Source organism: Gordonia sp. DT218 (genome assembly GCF_049847105.1).
Classification (GTDB): Bacteria; Actinomycetota; Actinomycetes; order Mycobacteriales; family Mycobacteriaceae; genus Gordonia.
Genome location: NZ_JBNCNS010000003.1, coordinates 732,859 through 752,365, shown reverse-complemented (window position 1 = coordinate 752,365; position 19,507 = coordinate 732,859). Strand labels below are relative to the sequence as shown.

At 64.7% G+C, this 19,507-nt stretch carries 18 protein-coding genes; 5 read left to right on the top strand and 13 right to left on the bottom strand.

Annotation, left to right across the window (positions count from 1 at the left end; all coding sequences use genetic code 11):
- Positions 1 to 5: 5 nt before the first annotated feature.
- Positions 6 to 1,562 carry a CoA-acylating methylmalonate-semialdehyde dehydrogenase gene (locus ACPXCG_RS14995; RefSeq protein WP_425792733.1) on the bottom strand — a complete coding sequence of 519 codons (1,557 nt, stop codon included), beginning with the start codon at positions 1,560 to 1,562 and terminating at the stop codon, positions 6 to 8.
- A gap of 191 nt (positions 1,563 to 1,753) precedes the next feature.
- Between ACPXCG_RS14995 and ACPXCG_RS14990 the strand changes: the two genes are divergently transcribed.
- Positions 1,754 to 2,215 (top strand): flavodoxin domain-containing protein, encoded by a 462-nt coding sequence (locus ACPXCG_RS14990; protein WP_425792732.1) that lies wholly within the window; start codon positions 1,754 to 1,756, stop codon positions 2,213 to 2,215.
- A 9-nt stretch (positions 2,216 to 2,224) separates the two neighbouring features.
- Here ACPXCG_RS14990 and ACPXCG_RS14985 read toward each other — a convergent pair whose 3' ends face one another.
- Positions 2,225 to 3,091: a DMT family transporter gene (locus ACPXCG_RS14985; protein WP_425792731.1), complete on the bottom strand. Its 867-nt coding sequence runs from the start codon at positions 3,089 to 3,091 to the stop codon at positions 2,225 to 2,227.
- Positions 3,092 to 3,196: 105 nt separating this feature from the next.
- On the opposite strand from ACPXCG_RS14985, the gene ACPXCG_RS14980 reads away from it, so the two are divergent.
- From ACPXCG_RS14980 to ACPXCG_RS14970, 3 genes are all read left to right on the top strand, one after another.
- Positions 3,197 to 3,499, top strand: a complete 303-nt coding sequence (locus ACPXCG_RS14980) for a hypothetical protein (RefSeq protein ID WP_425792730.1) — start codon at positions 3,197 to 3,199, stop codon at positions 3,497 to 3,499.
- A complete protein-coding gene (locus ACPXCG_RS14975; RefSeq protein WP_425792729.1) occupies positions 3,496 to 3,990 on the top strand; it encodes a SixA phosphatase family protein in 495 nt (164 codons plus the stop codon). Before ACPXCG_RS14980 ends, ACPXCG_RS14975 begins: the two co-directional genes overlap by 4 nt.
- A 162-nt stretch (positions 3,991 to 4,152) precedes the next feature.
- Positions 4,153 to 4,536 carry an ArsR/SmtB family transcription factor gene (locus ACPXCG_RS14970; protein ID WP_425792728.1) on the top strand — a complete coding sequence of 128 codons (384 nt, stop codon included), beginning with the start codon at positions 4,153 to 4,155 and terminating at the stop codon, positions 4,534 to 4,536.
- 14 nt (positions 4,537 to 4,550) lie between these two features.
- Here ACPXCG_RS14970 and ACPXCG_RS14965 read toward each other — a convergent pair whose 3' ends face one another.
- The 6 genes from ACPXCG_RS14965 to ACPXCG_RS14940 form a co-directional block, all read right to left on the bottom strand.
- Positions 4,551 to 5,504 carry an esterase/lipase family protein gene (locus ACPXCG_RS14965; RefSeq protein WP_425792727.1) on the bottom strand — a complete coding sequence of 318 codons (954 nt, stop codon included), beginning with the start codon at positions 5,502 to 5,504 and terminating at the stop codon, positions 4,551 to 4,553.
- A complete protein-coding gene (locus ACPXCG_RS14960) occupies positions 5,501 to 6,634 on the bottom strand; it encodes a DNA polymerase IV (protein WP_425792849.1) in 1,134 nt (377 codons plus the stop codon). Before ACPXCG_RS14960 ends, ACPXCG_RS14965 begins: the two co-directional genes overlap by 4 nt.
- A 135-nt stretch (positions 6,635 to 6,769) precedes the next feature.
- Complete coding sequence (locus ACPXCG_RS14955; protein WP_425792726.1) at positions 6,770 to 7,981, bottom strand: esterase/lipase family protein; 1,212 nt, start codon at positions 7,979 to 7,981, stop codon at positions 6,770 to 6,772.
- A gap of 147 nt (positions 7,982 to 8,128) precedes the next feature.
- Positions 8,129 to 8,860: a hypothetical protein gene (locus ACPXCG_RS14950; RefSeq protein WP_425792725.1), complete on the bottom strand. Its 732-nt coding sequence runs from the start codon at positions 8,858 to 8,860 to the stop codon at positions 8,129 to 8,131.
- Positions 8,861 to 9,238: 378 nt separating this feature from the next.
- On the bottom strand, positions 9,239 to 9,976 hold the full coding sequence (locus ACPXCG_RS14945) for a carbon-nitrogen hydrolase family protein (RefSeq protein ID WP_425792724.1): 738 nt from the start codon (positions 9,974 to 9,976) through the stop codon (positions 9,239 to 9,241).
- A 71-nt stretch (positions 9,977 to 10,047) separates the two neighbouring features.
- The gene (locus ACPXCG_RS14940; RefSeq protein ID WP_425792723.1) at positions 10,048 to 11,751 is read right to left on the bottom strand and encodes a flavin monoamine oxidase family protein; all 1,704 of its coding nucleotides are present in this window, start codon (positions 11,749 to 11,751) and stop codon (positions 10,048 to 10,050) included.
- 120 nt (positions 11,752 to 11,871) lie between these two features.
- Between ACPXCG_RS14940 and ACPXCG_RS14935 the strand changes: the two genes are divergently transcribed.
- Positions 11,872 to 12,237 carry a VOC family protein gene (locus tag ACPXCG_RS14935; RefSeq protein ID WP_425792722.1) on the top strand — a complete coding sequence of 122 codons (366 nt, stop codon included), beginning with the start codon at positions 11,872 to 11,874 and terminating at the stop codon, positions 12,235 to 12,237.
- Positions 12,238 to 12,351: 114 nt separating this feature from the next.
- On the opposite strand, the gene ACPXCG_RS14930 is transcribed toward ACPXCG_RS14935, so the two are convergent.
- From ACPXCG_RS14930 to ACPXCG_RS14910, 5 genes are all read right to left on the bottom strand, one after another.
- The gene (locus ACPXCG_RS14930; RefSeq protein ID WP_425792721.1) at positions 12,352 to 12,612 is read right to left on the bottom strand and encodes a hypothetical protein; all 261 of its coding nucleotides are present in this window, start codon (positions 12,610 to 12,612) and stop codon (positions 12,352 to 12,354) included.
- Between the two features lie 558 nt (positions 12,613 to 13,170).
- Positions 13,171 to 13,884: a hypothetical protein gene (locus ACPXCG_RS14925; protein WP_425792720.1), complete on the bottom strand. Its 714-nt coding sequence runs from the start codon at positions 13,882 to 13,884 to the stop codon at positions 13,171 to 13,173.
- Positions 13,881 to 14,969 carry a hypothetical protein gene (locus ACPXCG_RS14920; protein ID WP_425792719.1) on the bottom strand — a complete coding sequence of 363 codons (1,089 nt, stop codon included), beginning with the start codon at positions 14,967 to 14,969 and terminating at the stop codon, positions 13,881 to 13,883. The genes ACPXCG_RS14925 and ACPXCG_RS14920 overlap by 4 nt, the downstream gene beginning before the upstream one ends.
- A 9-nt stretch (positions 14,970 to 14,978) precedes the next feature.
- Complete coding sequence (locus tag ACPXCG_RS14915; protein WP_425792718.1) at positions 14,979 to 15,338, bottom strand: WXG100 family type VII secretion target; 360 nt, start codon at positions 15,336 to 15,338, stop codon at positions 14,979 to 14,981.
- 179 nt (positions 15,339 to 15,517) lie between these two features.
- Positions 15,518 to 19,474 carry a DNA-directed RNA polymerase subunit beta' gene (locus ACPXCG_RS14910; RefSeq protein ID WP_425792717.1) on the bottom strand — a complete coding sequence of 1,319 codons (3,957 nt, stop codon included), beginning with the start codon at positions 19,472 to 19,474 and terminating at the stop codon, positions 15,518 to 15,520.
- Positions 19,475 to 19,507: the final 33 nt, after the last annotated feature.

The following is a 19,507-nucleotide window of genomic DNA, read 5'->3' as shown; positions in this document are numbered from 1 at the left end:
CGACATCAATCCATCGTCGGGATGACGAACTCGGCGCCGTCCTTGACGCCGGACGGCCATCGGGTCGTGACGGTCTTGGTTTTGGTATAGAACTGGATCGAGGCCGGGCCATGCTGGTTGAGGTCCCCGAAGCCGGACCGCTTCCAGCCACCAAAGGTGTAGTAGGCCACCGGAACCGGGATCGGCACGTTCACGCCGACCATGCCGACGTTGACCCGTGCGGTGAAGTCACGGGCGGCGTCGCCGTCCTGCGTGAAGATCGCAACACCGTTGCCGTACTGGTGATCCGAGGCCAGCGCGAGCGCCTCCTCGTAGTCGGCGGCCCGCACGATCTGCAGCACCGGACCGAAGATCTCGTCTGTGTAGCTCGTCATTTCCTTGGTGACATGATCGAAAAGGGTTGGCCCGATGAAGAATCCGTTTGATAGATCTTCGTCGCCGTACTGCTGCTCGTCGCTGGTCCGCTCGCGGCCGTCGATGACCAGTTCGGCACCCTCCTCGACACCCTTGCCGATGTAGCCCTTGACACGTTCGAGTGCGGCGGCGGTGACCAGCGGTCCGTAGTCGGCCTTGGGGTCGAGGCTGTGGCCGACACGCAGCGCGTTGACCTTGTCGACGAGCTTGGCGCGCAGGCGTTCCGCGGTCTGCTCACCGACCGGAACCGCGACGCTGATCGCCATGCACCGCTCGCCGGCACTGCCGTAGCCGGCGCCGATCAACGCATCGACGACCTGATCCATGTTCGCGTCCGGCATGACGATCATGTGGTTCTTGGCGCCGCCGAAGCACTGTGAGCGCTTGCCGTTCGCGGCAGCCGTCGAGTAGATGTACTGCGCGATGTCGGAGCTGCCGACGAATCCGAGCGCCTGCACGTCGGGGTTGTTCAGCAGCGCATCGACGGACTCCTTGTCGCCGTGGACGACCTGGAAAACCCCATCCGGCAGACCGGCCTCGCTGAACAGTTCGGCCAGCCGCACCGGCACTGATGGATCCCGCTCACTCGGCTTGAGGATGAAGGCATTGCCACACGCCAGCGCAGGCCCTGCCTTCCACAGCGGGATCATCGCCGGGAAATTGAAGGGCGTGATCCCGGCGACCACGCCCAGCGGCTGGCGGATCGAGTGGACGTCGATGCCGCCGCCCGCCCCCTCGGTGAATTCCCCCTTGAGCAGATGCGGGATGCCGATGGCGAACTCGATGACCTCGATGCCACGCTGGATGTCACCCTTGGCGTCGGGATGGGTCTTGCCGTGCTCGAGTGACAGCAGGGTGGCCAGTTCGTCGGCGTTCTGGTTGACCAGGTCGACGAAGCGCATCAGCACGCGGGCGCGACGCTGCGGGTTCCAGGCGGCCCATTCACGCTGCGCCTCGACGGCGGTGGCGACCGCGGCGTCGACCTCGGCGGTACTGGCCAGCGGCACCTTGGCGGCGACGGCGCCGGTGCTGGGATTGAAGACGTCGGCGAAACGACCGTCGGTGGCGGTCACCAGACCACCGTTCAGGAAGTGCGGAACGGTACGGACGGCGTCGGTGTGGACATTGGCTGCATCGGTTGCGGACACGTGTAGATCACCTTGATTCACAGTCGGATGGCAAGCAGGCCGATGTGGCTTGCATCTCTCAATAGTAGGACATCCAAGTAAATCTGCAACCCCCTCCCACCTGCGAATTACCCGCGAGCGGTGAGTTAGGGTAGCCTTCCCTGAACCGTGTGGTCGTGACCTCCGGCGGTGAGGTCGAAAGGGGTTCTGTCATGTCGGTCGTCATCTTGTACGGCACGGAAACGGGCAACTGCGAGTTGGTCGCGGACACCATCTCCGATGTCCTCGCGGTGAATCACGACCCGTCGATCTATGACATGAGCGAGTACTCGGTGGAAGACCTCGATCCCGCCGACTTCCTGGTCGTCGTGTGCTCGACCTTCGGCGAGGGTGAGCTGCCCAGCGGTGCCGAGCCGTTCGCCGAGGAGCTCGACGACGTGGAGCCAGACCTGACCGGCGTGCGTTTCGCGGTGTTCGGGCTCGGCGACAGTGTGTACGGCGAGACCTTCAACCACGGCAGCGAGATCATGGCCGAGAAGCTGGCCACGCGTGGAGCCGTGCAGGTCGGCGAGCACGCGCGCCACGACAACTCGTCGGCGGTCAAACCGGCCACCCTGGCCGCCGAGTGGGCTGAGCGCATCACCGCGGTCATCGAACCCGTCAACGCCGGCTGACGTCCGTCGTCACGGGACGACGGCCTCGTCGGGCACCGCCCTCCGCGCTCGGCAATTGACCTCCTCGGCACGGACCGCGGCAAGTTTGGCGAGTTCGAGGACGGCGCGGACCATCAAGGCAAGCACGACGCCGAGGAACAGGGCGGTCGGCACCGAGACATTGAGGTTCTCACCGAGCAGCACGACGCCGAGTCCCATCGAGACGGCGAGTTCGATCACGGTCAGCGCCGGGAACGACGTCTGCAACTCACCGGCGCCGAACGCCCGCTGCTGGGCGACGACACCGCCCGCCGCCACCACCAGGAACAGGTAGAACTCCGGCTGGCGGAATGCGCCCGCGAAATCGTGGATGAACTGGTACGCGATCGTCTTGACCAGCAACGCCGACATACCGAACAGGGCACCCGCGGTGACGCCGTACAAAAGCGCCTTGTAGTGCTGGTTGGACCGTTCGGCGGCCAGCACGCACCCGATCAGGACGACGATCACCGCACCGATCGTCACGACCATCAACAGTCCCCCCGGCCGGCGTAGCGATGGTTCGGGTCGTGAGATGGCGAGGAAGACCGTCACGCAGACCACCAGCACCGCACCCCATGTCCACTCGGGCTTCAGCGGCCACCGCTGATCGGCCCAACCTTCCATCGGCAGGGCGAAGAGGATCGCGAGCACCACGAGCGGTTGCACGAGCAGGATCGACCCCAACCCCAGGGCCGCGACCTGCGCCGCGAATCCGCACAGGGCCACAGTCGCACCGATCCACCAGCCCCGCCTGATGGCGCCGCTGGCATGGGATGCGCGTTGACGCATCACCGTACCGCCGGCGATCAGTACTGCTGCGAGGATCGACAGCAGCGCGGGAACCCAGGAGTGCACCCTGTCCAGGCTATCGGTTGGCGAGCGTGGTTCAACCTGTCCGGATCGACACCGATCACGGTGTGTGTCCACCAGGATGTCGGCTCGGCATCGTAGGTTGGGTACATGCGGTACCAGGCCGAACTCGAACGTCTCGCCACATTGGACGCCGACGCCATCAGCCGCGCGTGTTCGTCGCCGGACGCGGTCATGAGCCTGATCGACATCGCGATCGACGAATGCATCGAATACGACGAACTCGCCGACGAGCACTTCGCAACCGGCGACCACGAGCACGCCACCTTTTGCCGACAGGAAGCGGCCGCGTGGCGTGCGACGACCACGGTGCTGCGTTCTCTCAGTCGGTCTCTTGCGGGTTCGCGGGCCGCGACGAATCGGCCGCCCCGGCGTTCGGAGGGTGCGGCATGACGCGCACGCTGGTGTTGATGCGGCACGGGAAGTCCGGCTACCCGTCGGGCGTCGGAGACCACGAGCGACCCCTGGCCGACCGCGGTCGACGGGAGGCCGCACTCGCCGGACGATGGATGGCCGACGAGGGGCTGGCCATCGACGCGGTGGTGTGCTCGACCGCCACCCGGACGCGCGAGACCCTGGACCGCACGGGCATCTCCGCGCCCACCACCTACGTCGACGACGTCTACGGTGCCGCGCCGCACGAGATCCTCGAGACGCTGAGGGTCCACGCACCCGCCGACGCCGCGACGGTCCTGGTCGTCGGGCATTCGCCCGGCATGCCCACCACGGCCCTCACCCTCGATTCCGACGGATACATCGAGCGGTTCCCGACCTCGGCCTATGCCGTGGTGTCGATCGGACTGCCCTGGGACCGGATCGGTGTCGACGTCGACCCGGACGCTCATCTGATCGGCGTGCGCATCCCCCGAGCGGCCGACGACTGAGCGACCGTCGACGATCTCCGCGTCGTGACGTCCACCGAGCATCCCGATGCGGTAATGTACGGCCCGGATTGCAGAATTACGCAATCCGTGTATCCGTCAATCCATCGAGCAGCCGCTCACGATCCGCCGCACCCGGATCGTCGCTCGCAAGGAGATCTCCACGTGCCGAACAGGACCTCGATCAACTCGGACGGTCCCGAGCGGCCGCTGTACGAGATCAAGGCAAACCTGTTCAAAGCACTCGCCCACCCCGCACGCATCCGGGTTCTCGAGGTACTGAGCGCAAACGGGGACCCGACGGCGGTGAGCGAGTTGCTCACGATCACCGAGATAGAGCCGACCCGGTTATCGCAGCACCTTGCCGTGCTGAAGCGACATCACGTGGTGGCGACCGAACGGGTGGGCAATGCGGTGTTCTACGAGCTCGCCCATCCGGAGATCGCCGAACTCCTGGTGATCGCCCGGACCTTCCTCGCCGCCACGCTGGGCGCCCGCCGCGACCAGCTCGAAGCCATCGCATCCTTGCCGCCCCTGACCAGGTCGTGAGTGACCCAGCGGGGTCACGCACCGGTGAAGGGCGGGACGTAGAGACATGGGATCGGCGCACGCCTGCCCGGATCGAGTGCGTTCAGGACGAATCCCGCCGTACGCCGATTCGCGACGATCGAGAGGTGATCGGAGTGATCCTCCGGACAGCCTTGCTGCACAACGATATTTGTGACTTGCGTCCCGGGCGGGCCGGCGAGGAGGCCGTTGCTGTAGGGCGTCACGATCTCGTCGTCGCGAGTCGTGATGTTGGTGTATCGCACACCGCGGAGGTAGGGAGTCGGCGAACGGACTGCGCGATTGAAATCGGTGTCGACCGGTGGTGCAATGCATCCCGCGCAGGATGACGGTGTGAGGGGCGCGATCCCGAGCCCCCGCTGCACCGCGGCCACCATGTCACTGCGCTGATCGTCCTCGTCGGGCCCTTGCCGCCAGTACGGGGCCAGCGAGACATAGTTCGCCACCTTGCCACGGCCACCCAGGTATTTCATCCAGTAGGTCGGGATCTCGGTGCCCAGTGAATGGCCGACGATGTCGACCTGCTCGGCGCCGGTGGCGGCCAGAACACGAACGGCGAATGTCTTGATCTGCCAGGCACCGTCCTGCTTCACCCCGAGACCACCGAGTGCCGAGCCTGGCCACACTGTGGACAGCGCCCCGTAGGTCGGCGCGTACACACAGTAGCCGGCGTTGGCCAGTACCGGGGCGAGCGTCGCCCAGTTCGTCTGTCGGCCACCACCGCTGCCGTGCACCAGGATCACCGGGCGCGGATGCGCGCGCGACGGACGACACCGAAAGTTGTTCGTACCCGGTAACGACCCACCCGGGTTGCCGAGTTCCGCGGTGATCCCCGCGAGGAAGTCATAGGTCACCGGTAACGGTCCGGGACGCGCTGCTGCCTGCCCGGGCGCCGCGAGTCCGACGATCGACAGCAGCCCGGCGACCGTCCACACCCATCGCCACTTCATGATTCATCCTCCGCTTCATCCGTTTCGTCGGTGACCAGGTCCAACCGCACGCCGAGGAGGCGGACGGGTCGATCCAGTTCGAAGTCGTCCAGCAAGGAGACCACTATGGGCTCGATGTGGTCGTAGACGGTGGTCGGCCCGGCCAGCTTGCGAGACTTGGTGCGGGTGAAGAACGTCGACGTCCGCAGTGTCACCGCGACCCGGAACACCACCCGCTCCTCGGCCAGCACCTGGTCGAGCACGTCCCGGGCCAATACCTTTGCGGCTCTGCGCATCTCCTCCTGATCGACCAGGTCGACGGGAAACGTCCGCGACTTCGAGTGCGAACGGGCCGGCCATGGCTCCTCGGTGATCGTCGAATCGCCGCCCCCGCGACACAGCACGTACAGCCAGTTGCCCTGATGGGGACCGAAGGTCTCGATCAGACCCTCGCGAGAAGTCGCGATCAACTGGTTGACGGTGTCGACACCCTGTGCGGCGAGTTTTGCGGCGGTCTTCGGGCCGACACTCCACAGATCCCGACATGGTCCGTCGCCCATCAACTCCAGCCAGTTCCGGGAGTCGAGGAGGAACACCTTGTCGTCGGCGGACTTCTTGGCGAAGCCGGTGGCCATCTTCGCGCGTTGCTTGTTGTCGCTGATACCGATCGAAGATGCGAGTCCGTTTCTTCCCAGGATCGCCGCCCGGATCTCGTCGGCGATTCGGCGAATCCGCTCATCGTCGGTATCGGTGCCAACGGTGCCAACCGTGTCGTCGGCCGGGACCGGCTCGATGCCCACATAGGCCTCATCCCACCCCCACACCTCGACGGGATGTCCGAAACTCCGTAAGACCGACATCACCTCGCCCGAGGCGACGTCATAGGCCGGGATGTCCAACGGCAGATAGACCGCGTCGGGCAGCTTTCGATGCGCGGCTCGTAGCGGCATCCCGGCTCGCACGCCCGCATCGCGCGCCTCATACGACGCGCAGGTCACCACTTTGCGGGCCTCGGTGGGATCGCCGTTGCCGCCGACTATCACCGCGACGTCGACGAGCTCTGGGCTTCGCAACCGCTCGACCGAGACCTGGAACTGATCGAGGTCCACGTGGAGCAGCCAGCGGTACCGCAGTGGGGTGTCAGCCACGATCTCAGAGTACGACGCCGGGTAACTCCGACGGACCCACAGTGATCTTCGGGTCGGACCGGCCGTCGGTGGTGGTACTACCGACAGACCGACCCGACCCGACCCCGCGACGACGCCCTCCCCTGCGTCGACAGGCCTTTAGAAACTGAAGAACCACGGACTCGGTCCACACGCCAAGCGCGCGAACCGTTCGGGGTCGAGCGCGTGCAGAGCGATCGACATGGCCCGCGGCGAATAGGACATCGACAGGTGATCCGACGTGTCCTGTTCGCATCCATCCTGCAGCACAACGTTGTTCACACCCGGGCGACGGATGAAGGTGAGATCGAACGGCGTCGTCACCTCGTCGTATCGTGAGCCGACGATCGTGTAATCCACACCGGGGAACACCAGCTTCGACCGGTTGAGGTTCTTGATGAAGGGCGAGTCGACGGTCTGCTGAATCCCGGAGCGCCCGACCAGGATCTCGGTGACGCCGAGAACGTTGAACGCGGGGCCGAGATTGTTGATCCCGCGGCCGAGCGCGCCGATACCGAGCAGCGTGGTGCCCTTGTGGGTGGCTCCGTAGGTGATCAGCTTGCCGATCTTGGAACGCTCGGGATGGTCGTAGTCGGCGCCGCCGCCGAACTTCATCCACTGGCGAACCATCAGACCGCCTTGCGAATGTCCGATGACGTCAACCTTTTTCGCGCCCGTCGCCTTCAGGACCCGATCGACGTAGCCGCCGAATTGCGCGGCCGAGTACTCGATGGCCGCCTCACCGTTGGTGCCCGGCAGGATCACGCCGAGGCCGCCACCGTTGAGGAGATCCGTGCGCCCGTAGTTCGGCGCGAACACGCAGTAGCCTGCCTTCTCGAGAACCGGCGCGAAGGCGGCCCAGTTGTCGTAGGCGTTCTCCCAGGTGCCGTGCGCCAGGACGATGGGACGCTGCCCGGCCCTCGGCTTGCAGTTCCAGTTGTTGGCGCCGGGCGGTGCGACGTTCGGGTGAAACTGCGAGTAAGCGAAGGCCGGCCAGAACCCGCGCTGCGCGGGGCCAACCCCCTGGGTGTCGACGATGGGACCGAGCGGACGGGTGGCGACCTCCCGACGCAGAGCGTTGACCGCCCGCGGCGAACCGGGTGCGGCCTTCGCGTTGATGTCATCGGTGAGCCGTTGTGCCTGTGCGATCTCGGCCGGCGTGGGCTCGCCGACGGCATCCGCCGTACCTACCGTGGATTCTGCCGCACCGACCGTGGGCTGTGCCGAAACCGGAGCCGCACTGCTGATGGCGATTGCCGCCACGGTTGAGATGGCCGCGATCGCGGGCTTCACGAGCCGCGTGCGTACGCCCTTCCACCCAACATCACCCACTGAAAAATCCCCTCTGACATGCAACAACCGCGGTCTCCCGTCGGTTACCCCCGAGTAGGTTACTGACGCGTAAGCTACCGTAAGGTAAGTCACTCTCAGTTGTCCAGTGGTCTGTGACACTTTTTCCGCAGAATGTGATCCAGGCGGTCATTTTCGCGAGGAGATACGCAGTTCCTGCGGGTTGAGGCCGACGCTGCGGCACGCTTCGCGCAGCGCATCGGGGTTGTAGACGAGCAGTGACGACGCCGAGGTGTCACGCTTGCCGCCACTGAACGGGACCGACCATCGGACCGCGTCGGGATCGGAGAAGAAGACGCTGGCCTTGCTGATGTAGATCGACAACAGCTGGCGGGCGTTCGCGCCGAGGCCCGGTAGCGCCTCACCCAACACTCGGCGGAGAAGGGCCCGATCGTCGTGCAGCGGGCGCGGTCGCAGGTGCAGAGCCCGTGACGCCGTGCGGCAGTCGGTCGGGTCGGTCAGCGCATGGACTGCGACGAATGCGAACGCGATCCGGACCAGCGCGAGCCCTTCCGGATCCGCCGACCACCTGGGATATGCGACGATCGACTGCACCGCACGGACTGGCAGGGCAGACGGGATGTGCGCGAGATGCTGCGGACCACAGCCGCTTTCATCGAGAGCCTCGACGACCATCTGCTTGAGGATGCCGACCCGTTGCGCGTGCTTGCGCAGCATGCCGGACAACGCGATCGAGGATTCGAAGCTCAAGGCGAACTGCTGGGGCGCATCGAGTACGGCGTCGAGTCCGGGAATGACGACCAATTCCATGATCTCGATGGCCTCGAGCAGCTCCAGGGGCCGCCGGAAAGAATCGTCGGCCAGACCGCGCATGCGGATGGTGCTGAGTGTGTCGGGCATGGGTCCCCCTTGCGTTGGTTCTGCGGTGCGTTGGTTCTGCGGAGTGTGAGTGTTGGTTCTGCGGACGTCGCGTCATGACCCGCCCCGACACGTGAGGCATGACCGACGAACCTGCCGGCTCCGCGACCGGCACAGGATTATGAGTGGCTGATCGAAACCTCTTGCCGGAGATGACACCTCGGTCCGGTTGGCGACAGACGCCACCTTCCGGCCGAGATGAAAACCGACCCCCCAGCGCCCCTACTGCTCAGTAACTTGCGGACGCGTAACGCTACCGTAGGGTACGGACGCCTCGCTGTCCAGAGGCAAATCGGGCCACTACCTCGGGGTTCCGGCTATCGAACGTTCGGTCGCGAAGACGCCCAGCCGCTGTCCATCTCAGTACAGGTCCGGCCGGCGGTCGGCGAGATACGGGTAGCGCCCTCGCGACTCCACGAGGATCGAGTGGTCGAGATCGGCGACGACGATTTCCGGCGCGCGATCGGCAGCGGCCAGCACCTCCCCGGTCGGCGCCACGATCTCGCTACGCCCGCCGTAGACCAGATCCCCCTCCCTGTCACAGTAATTCGCGTAGGCGACGAACACTTGGTTCTCCAGTGCCCGAGCGCGGACGAGCACATCCTGGACTGCGTCGTACTCGATCATGTTCGCGGTGGGCACGCACACCACGTCGGCACCACGGACGGCCAGCGACCGGACCAGTTCCGGGAACTCCACCTCGTAACAGGTCAGGAGGCCCAGACGCCATCCACCGAGATCGACCACGGGGGGCATGGTGCCACCAGGTGCCACCATCGCGCGGTCGAGGTCCCCGAACAGATGGGTCTTGTGGTGCGTGGTCACCGCGGTCCCGGCCCGGTTGACGAGCCGGATGGCGTTGTACACCAACTCATCCCGTCCCCGCTCCGCACACCCGTACAGAACGCCGATACGGTGACGTCGCGCCATCGACCTGACCTGCTCGGCAATCGCGCCGTCCGGCGGATCCGCCAGCCGATTCGCCGCGTCGGCGTCGAGTTGATAGCCCGGGACGACCATCTCGGGCGTGACCAGAAGGTCCACCGACCGTCGGGCCGACTCTTCGAGCACCGCATCGAGACGCGCGAGGTTTTCCACGACCTCGCCGGTTCGAGATACGCACTGCCAGAGTGCTATCCGGAGGTTACGTGCTGGGCTGGTCAACTCTGTCACAGCCCGATGTCGATCGGACCGAGCTCGTCGTATCGGTCCCCGGGGCCCGGATTGTCGGGGTGCGACGACCCGCCGAAGTGGTGGATCACGCCCCATACGGCGTTGAGCGCGGTCTGCACGGCGCCCTCCACCCAGGCGGGCATGAACGACACGTCGTCGCCGGCGATGAAGATGCCGCGCTCGGCGGCGGGCAGTTGCTCCTGCCGGTGGAAGTGCCCGTACATGCGGGTGTTGTATCGGTAATGGCCGGGCAGCGCTCCCTTGAATGCGCCGAGGAAGTGCGGCTCGGCCTCCCAGGAGACGGTCAGGGGGCGACCCACGATGTGCTCGGCGATGTCGACGTCGGGGTAGATCTTGCGTAAAGCATCGAGTGCCAACGAGACTCGCCGGTCCACGGGATGTGGCAACACCTTGAGGGCGTCGCTCATCCATGTGTAACTGAGACAGATGACCCCCGGCCGGTCGGGCCCGTTGTCGAAGAGGTAGGTACCGCGCGTCAACCGGTCGGTCAGTGTCATGCTCATCGTGTCGCGGCCCGTCGTCGGGTTGCGATCGGTCCAGAACGGCCGGTCGACCATGACGAATGTCTTCGACGACTGCATGTATCGGGTCCGATCCAGCGCCATCCACAGTTCCTGGCTGAAAAGGCTCTCATCGCATTCGATCTCGGTGGACAGCAGCCATGCCTGGCAGGTGGCGACCACCGCCGGGAACTCGCGCGAATCACCCCAGTGGTCGACGACCTCGATGCGGTCGGGACCGAGACGCCGGATCGCAGAGACCCCGGCCCGCGGCACTCCGCTGTGCAACGACGAGAGGCTGGTGCCCACCGGCCAGTGCCGAATCTTGGCCGGACTGTCGGACCACAGTTTGCGCGGAACCTGCTCGGCCCCGCCGACGATGAGATGTTGCTCGGTGTCGCAGTTGGTCACCACCACCCGAAGGATCTCCAACATCGAATTCGCGAAGTCGGAATCCCAACCGCCGGTGCCGAATCCGACCTGCCCGAAAAGCTCACGATGGCGGAAGGACAGCGACCCGAACTCGTCGGAGGTGGCCAGGAAATCGTAGAAGCTCCGATCGTCCCAGTCGACGACGAGCCGGTTCCACAACTCCTTGAGTCGCGGGACGTCACGTTCCCGGATCGCGTCCTGCAACTCGGAGAAGCCGGCGACGCGTTCCAGCGCACTGTCCCAGGCGTTCTCGATCTCGGTGTAGATCGGCGGCAGGTCGTCGAGGGTGCGGGCGTACAGGGTCTCACCACCGAGGTCGATCACCGTGCTACCGGCGGCCTCGGTCAGCGGGTTGGGAAACGGTCGGCTGCGGAGGCCGAAAGTGTCCACGTAGTGGAAGAACGTCGACGACGACGCCGGGAACCGCATGCCGCCGAGTTCGGCGACCTCGGGCTCGCCCGGAACGAAATGCTCCGATCGCAGGCGGCCACCGATCCGCTCGGGTTCGTAGACCACCGGCCGCAGGCCGACCTTCATCAACTCGTACGCGGCGACCATCCCGGCCATCCCCGCGCCGATGATCGCGACCTCGGCACCCAGGGCGTCGGTCGGCACCGATCCGATGCCGGCGCGGTGTGTGATCCAGTCGTCGTGGGCGAACGGGAAGTCGGGACCGAAGATGGTCACGGGCCGGTCGGGCTGCACCGTCCCAGCGTATGGCCCACATCTGCTCGCCGCGCGACACATCGCGCGGCGGCGCGCCGGACCATCGTCGAACCACTTCGCGAATGAGGACGCGACCTGTCCGCTATGCAGCGCAGAATCATCTGCATCGGAGCTCGACCATCACCGCAGAGAGGGAAGATCATGGACTGGACACTCGAGGTTGCGTTTCTGCCGGTCACCGACGTCGACCGTGCGAAGGACTTTTACACGCGAATCGGTTTCAATCCCGACCACGACCAGTCCCCGACCGACGACATCCGGTTCGTCCAGATGACGCCGCCCGGATCGAACTGCTCGATCGCGTTCGGCAAGGGCATCGTCGACGCTGCACCGCCGAATGCCTCGCCCCTGATGCTGTGTGTTTCCGACATCGAGGTGGCCCGGAAGCAACTGCTCGACGCCGGTGTCGAGGCGAGCGACGTCGACATCCAGGCGTGGGGCCACTTCGTTTACTTCGACGATCCGGACGGGAATCACTGGAACGTGCAGTATCTGCCGTATCGGTAGGAACTGAGTGTACGGGGCCGGCTGCCTGTCACTAGCGTGTGGCAGCGGGCACCGCTCGCATGGCAGTGATCCGGATAGCGGCTGTCATTCTCGTTGCTATCGGTCGCGCTCGGGTTACTGCACCGTTGATGCCTGTCGGACCGCGCTGCTGATCAACCTGTTGAAGCTGGTCATGTCCGCTTCGCTGCCGAAGCCATCCACCTGTTCGTAGAACTCGATCTGGAGGCCGGGCAGGTCGGCGTATCCGATGACCGTCCGCCGTTGCGACCGCAACGCGTTGGACCCCGGATCGGGCTGGAAGGTCGTCGAGAACGTGAACACCAGAGTGTCGTCGGCTTTGACGTCGCCGGGCGCGGCGATCTGCTGTGTTGCCATCGCCATGGTCCCCTGTCCGGGAATTGTGGCGGTGTTGTCACCGCAACGATTCACCACCTCACGTCGATGCGGTATTGGTTCGGCCTGCCGGATGATGGTGTTGGAGTATCTGGGAAAGGACGGCTGATCCGGGTCCACAGCATTGATGCCTGAACGCCGGCTCTCCTTCGTGTATCGCGCTTGATTCGCGAAGAGCGCGGCGCATTCTGGGGGTTGATAGGCCCGACCGTCTACCGCTTGTTGCTGTGCCCTGCCGACGTCGCTCTTCGCCTGCACGACTTCATAACCGGGAGGAAAGTCCTCCGCCGTCAGGAGCAGGTCCATATCCGGGCTCTGCGACGCGGACGGGTCGGATGACTGTGTTGTCGTGCCGCAGGCAGCCAGCAATAAAAGCCCTGACACCAACAGCACAGCACGATATCGCACGCTGATCAGACTCCTGTTCACTGACTAGTTCGCGCCTGGATCCGGGAGGCGCACGCCCTTTTCAGCAAGGCTGACTATCTCTGATTGCGGCACCCAGTCGGTGATCTAGCGCTACGCACTCGCGCTCAGAAGTCAGGCGGTCGCTGCTCGGTCAACGGCTGCCGCGAACAGCGAATTGAAACTGTTGGCGTCAAGCGCGCTATCGAAGCCGTAGATCTCTTCATAAAATGTGACTCGTTTGCCGGAAACCTCGGCATGTCCGATAAGGCTCTTCTGCTGGGCGGCCACAGCGCCCTGGTTGGCCGGGTACGGGCTCGTGGTCACGGTGGTCTCGACCACAAATGCATCGGCATCCACGCTCGGAGGTGGATCTCTCTTCATTGTCGTCATCGAGATCTCCCCCTCTCCGGCCACAACTGCGGTGTAGTTCCCGCATTTGTCGTATACGTCGCGGGACTCCGCCAAGGTCTCGCCATCTCGGATGATGAAGTCACCGTAGGAAGGCTTGTACGGTTCGTCATGCTCCGCGTAGACACCGCGTCGTTGCGACGACGCTGTTCGGTCCGCCTGCATCGAGAAGACATCCGCGCACGCGGGCGGTTCAAAGGAACGAGTACTCACGTTCTTGCGCTGCTGTTCTGCCAAATCCTTTGACGTCGAACCAGGATGTAGTTGGTACCCGACAGGGAAGTCCGACACGCCGAGGAGTCCATTACCAGATGTTGTGGCAGACGATGTCGGACCCGTGAGAGATTCGGCGCCGGAACACCCCGAGATGGCGAGTGCAACGCAGCCCGCCACAAGCAGCAGCCTCGCCTTGACGATCAATCGCGGATGTAGCTTCACGAACCCGTCCTTCCGGGATCTGGCACCCGAACACCCTGCGAATGAAGTTTCGTCACATCGTTTCGGCTGATGGGCTCCCAATGGGGCGCGTTGTCGGTGGTGAGTTGGACACCATTTGCATCGACTCGTGTCACGCCAGAGACTTCGTAGTCGTACTCATACGTGACCGCGAGGTAGCTCACGCCGCCGATGTCCACGGAGCCAACCTGCGCCGGCTGAGCGCCGACAACGCGAAGTTCCTTCTGCTGAGTAATTCCGAGTTCGAAATTCTTGCCTTTGCCGAAGGGAACTGCAGCACCGCCTCCCATACCGTCGCCGGTCTCTGGGTTCTGTGGCAGCAAATTCTTCGACACTCCGCCACGCGCTCCTTGCGAGGTCGGAGTGATCGTGACGGGCAGAGCGTATCGTTTCGCAAGGTCTGAATTCATACTCGGGTCCTTCCAGCCCTTCGGTACACGTACCGGAAGCACCCTGGTACTGGACATCTTTGGGCTCGGATTCATTCCAGGAACGCCGGGGATGTGGCGCGGTTCATGCCCGGGAAGGTGATCTGGTTCCTCCGGTTTCGGTAGCGTTTGGGTATTCACCGCCGACGCCGGTACAGCGCCTATAGCCGCCTGGATCGTGTGCGCCAGAGCTCTATCGGCCGCATCTGCGTCCGCCATCACCTTGTTCACCATCGCCTGCGCGGTATCTCGATCGGCCACCCGATCGACGTTCATGGTTCCGATCTCCCACGCCGGCAGATCGACGTCTCCTGACGCATCGTCGATGACAAGACCGCTCGCCGCTGCGAAGTCACGCGCCGCCGCCAATTGACGTTTGACGGCCTCGACTTCGGCCTGCGCAACCGAAGCGGCTTGTGCGACAGCTGCAACCTCGGTGCCGTGGGCATCCAGATCCGCTCGCTTCTTGCCGGCCGCTTCGTCCGCGGCTTTCGCCGCGCTGCCGCCCCAGGTCTCGAACAGTTCCGGCGACTTCAGATGGTCGCCGGTGGTGGCACACACCTCTTTCCGCGCCTTGCACACGCGGAATACTTCACCGATTTGAGCCGGATCCCAGCGATCGATTTCTTCAGGGGTCATCCTGCACCCTCACTGGTCCAGCCGCAGCGGCACGTCCGGACCCGCTGTGCCACTCGCCCGGATCGCATCGCCGTTCGACCGATCCTCCGCGTCATAGCGAAGGGCAGCCGTTTCGATTCCCTCCGCGTGGTCCGCGACCGCCGTGACCATAGTGTCTGCGGCGCTACGCCAACGATCCACCAGCCCCGCGAACACGTCCTTTGAAGTGCCGGCCCAGCCACCGATCGCATCCTCGAGCCGGCCGTGGTCCAGATCGAAGGACCGTCGGGCTTCCTCTGCCGTACGGGCGATCGTGCTACTCACCGAGCGCATGATCTGCGTGTCCGCACGTGTTTCGGCACCGTGCGACTCGCCGTCATAGATCATCATTTCCCCCGTGGACTTCTTCGCGGCACTTTACCCATCGTGACTTTTGGACGCACACGTAGGCCGTGGGGTTCCCCTCTCGTACAAACGCAGATCGGCCCCCACGCTGAGCGTGGGGGCCGATCTGTGAGATTTCGTAGCAATAACACGCGGAAAACGCGTGTTATTGCTACGGATTCGGGCTAGCGGTAGTCGTTGGAGAACCCGTAGTCGTCCAGCGGCACTGCAGCACCGGCGGGGGCACCGAAGGTGCCGTCCGGGCTGTAGTACGTGTCGTCGTAGGACGGCACGGCGTAGGCCGCGGCACGCGCTTCCTCGGTCGGCTGAACCTGGATGTTGCGGTACCGGTTGATACCGGTACCGGCCGGGATCAGCTTACCGATGATCACGTTCTCCTTGAGACCGATCAGCTTGTCGCTGCGGCTGTTGATGGCCGCATCGGTCAGGACACGCGTGGTCTCCTGGAACGACGCCGCCGACAGCCACGACTCGGTCGCCAGCGATGCCTTGGTGATACCCATCAGCACCGGACGTCCGGCCGCCGGCTCGCCACCCTCGGTGACGACGCGACGGTTCGCGTTCTCGAACTCGGCACGCTCGGTGAGCGAACCGGGCAGGAACTCGGTGGCACCGGAATCGATGATCGTCACGCGACGCAGCATCTGACGCACGATGGTCTCGATGTGCTTGTCGTGGATCGACACACCCTGGCTCCGGTAGACCTCCTGGACCTCGTTCACCAGATGCACCTGCACCTGACGCGGTCCCATCACGCGGAGTACCTCGTGCGGATCGGCGGCACCTTCCATGAGCTGCTGACCCACCTCGACATGATCGCCGTCGGTGAGCAGACGCTCACTGCCGTCGTCGTGCTTGAAGACACGCAGACGCTGACGCTTGGAGATCTTGTCGTACACGACCTCCTCCGAACCGTCGTCGGGAACGATGGTGATCTTGTAGAAACGATCGTCGTCCTCGAGGCGAATCCGTCCGGAGACCTCGGCGATCGGAGCCTTGCCCTTGGGCACACGGGCCTCGAACAGCTCCTGGACACGCGGCAGACCACCGGTGATGTCCTCACCGACGCCACCCTGGTGGAACGTACGCATGGTCAGCTGGGTACCCGGCTCACCGATCGACTGCGCGGCGATGATGCCCACCGCTTCGCCGATGTCGACGAGCTTGCCGGTGGCCATCGAACGGCCGTAGCACATCGCGCACACACCGGTACCGGTTGTACAGGTGAGCACGGACCGAACCTTGACCTCGGTGATGCCCGCACCCAGCAGGGCCTCGATCGCGGGATCGCCGAGATCGTGACCGCGCTCGACGATCACGGCTCCGTTCTCGTCGACGGCGTCCTGGGCCAGCGTCCGGGCGTAGGTGGAGGTCTCCACGTGCGCATCGCGGATCAGCGTGCCGTCGGCCTGCTTCTCGGCGATGGTGGTGGTGATACCACGCTCGGTACCACAGTCGGTCTCGCGAACGATGACGTCCTGGCTGACGTCCACCAGACGACGGGTCAGGTAACCCGAGTCGGCGGTACGCAGTGCGGTGTCGGCCAGACCCTTACGGGCACCGTGGGTGTTGATGAAGTACTCGGCCACGGTCAGGCCCTCGCGGAACGAGGACTTGATCGGACGCGGGATGAACTCACCCTTCGGGTTGGTCACCAGACCCTTCATGCCCGCGAGCGAGCGGATCTGGGTCATGTTGCCCGCCGCACCCGACTTCACGATCATCGGGATCGGGTTGTCGTCCGGGTAGTGGGCCTCCATCGCCTGACCGACCTCTTCGGTGGCCTGCTTCCAGATCTCCACGAGAGCGTCACGACGCTCTTCCGGGGTGAGGGCACCACGCTGGAACTTGCGCTCCAGACCGTCGGCCCGCTCCTCGTACTTGTCGAGGATCTCCTTCTTGGCCGGCGGCACCAGCACGTCTGCCATCGAGATGGTCACACCCGAACGGGTGGCCCAGTGGAAGCCGACGTCCTTGAGCTTGTCGACGGTCTGCGCGACCACGATCATCGGATACCGCTCGGCGAGATCGTTGATGATCACGGCCTGACGCTTCTTCGGCATCTGCTCGTTGACGAACGGGTACTCGACCGGGAGCAGCTCGTTGAACAGCACGCGACCCAGAGTGGTCTCGAGCTGCCACGGCTGTCCGTACTTCCAGCCGTCGGGGAACTCCTCGGCCTCGATCTCGGCGGGCGGACGCTGATCGGTCAGCCGCACCTTGATCGCCGACTGCACGGTGAGTGCACCACGGTCGACGGCCATGATGGCCTCGGCCGGAGTGGAGTACACGCCACGCTCGACGTCGTCGGAGTTGGCCGCGCTGTACTCGCCTGCCGCACCACCGGTGAGGGTGGTCAGGTAGTACAGGCCGGTCACCATGTCCAGTCGCGGCATGGCCAGCGGACGACCCGAGGCCGGCGACAGGATGTTGTTCGACGACAGCATCAGGATGCGCGCCTCGGCCTGCGCCTCCGCGGACAGCGGGAGGTGGACGGCCATCTGGTCACCGTCGAAGTCGGCGTTGAACGCCTCACAGACCAGCGGGTGCAGCTGGATGGCCTTGCCCTCCACCAGCTGCGGCTCGAAGGCCTGGATGCCGAGGCGGTGCAGCGTCGGAGCGCGGTTCAGCAGCACGGGGTGCTCGGCGATGACCTCTTCGAGGACATCCCACACCGCGGGGCGCTGACGCTCGACCATCCGCTTGGCGGACTTGATGTTCTGCGCCTGGTTCAGGTCGACGAGGCGCTTCATCACGAACGGCTTGAACAGCTCGAGGGCCATCAGCTTCGGCAGACCGCACTGGTGCAACTTGAGCTGCGGACCGACGACGATGACCGAACGGCCCGAGTAGTCGACGCGCTTGCCCAGCAGGTTCTGGCGGAAACGTCCCTGCTTGCCCTTGAGCAGATCGGACAGCGACTTCAGCGGACGGTTGCCCGGTCCGGTGACCGGACGTCCACGGCGACCGTTGTCGAACAGTGCGTCCACCGACTCCTGCAGCATCCGCTTCTCGTTGTTGACGATGATCTCGGGCGCGCCGAGGTCGATCAGTCGCTTGAGGCGGTTGTTGCGGTTGATGACGCGGCGGTACAGATCGTTCAGGTCGGAGGTCGCGAAGCGGCCACCGTCGAGCTGCACCATCGGACGCAGCTCCGGCGGGATCACCGGGACGGCGTCGAGCACCATGCCGAGCGGCGAGTTGCCGGACTGCTGGAACGCCGCGACGACCTTGAGACGCTTGAGCGCACGCAGCTTCTTCTGGCCCTTGCCGCTGCGGATGGTCTCGCGCAACGAGTCGGCCTCGGCGTCGATGTCGAAGGTCTCGAGGAGCTTCTTGATCGCCTCGGCACCCATCGCACCGGCGAAGTACTCGCCGAAGCGCTCGTCGAGCTGGCGATAGAGCTTCTCGTCGATGATCAGCTCGCCCGGGCTCAGCTTGACAAAGCGGTCCCAGATCTCCTCGAGGTCGTCGAGCGCACGCTGAGCATGATCGCGCATACGACGCATCTCGCGCTCCGCACCGTCACGCACCTTGCGACGCACGTCGGCCTTCGCACCCTCGGCCTCCAACTCGGCGAGATCCTGCTCGAGCTTCTGCTGACGCTCGTTCAGGTCGACGTCGCGCTGGTCGGCGACAGCCTTCTTCTCGACCTCGATCTCGGCCTCACGGGTCGAGAGCTCCGCGTGGCGCAGCTCGTCGTCCACCGAGGTGATCACGTAGGCGGCGAAGTAGATGATCTTCTCGAGATCCTTCGGCGCCAGGTCCAGCAGGTAGCCGAGGCGGCTCGGCACACCCTTGAAGTACCAGATGTGGGTGACCGGGGCGGCCAGCTCGATATGGCCCATCCGCTCACGACGCACCTTGGCGCGGGTCACCTCGACGCCGCAGCGCTCACAGATGATGCCCTTGAAGCGCACGCGCTTGTACTTGCCGCAGTAGCACTCCCAGTCGCGAGTCGGTCCGAAGATCTTCTCGCAGAACAGGCCGTCCTTCTCGGGCTTGAGCGTGCGGTAGTTGATGGTCTCCGGCTTCTTGACCTCACCGTACGACCAGTTGTGGATGTCGTCGGCCGTGGCCAGGCCGATCTTCAGTTCATCGAAATAGTTGACGTCGAGCACTTGTTACCTTTCGAGCTCTTCTAGTCAGTTGTG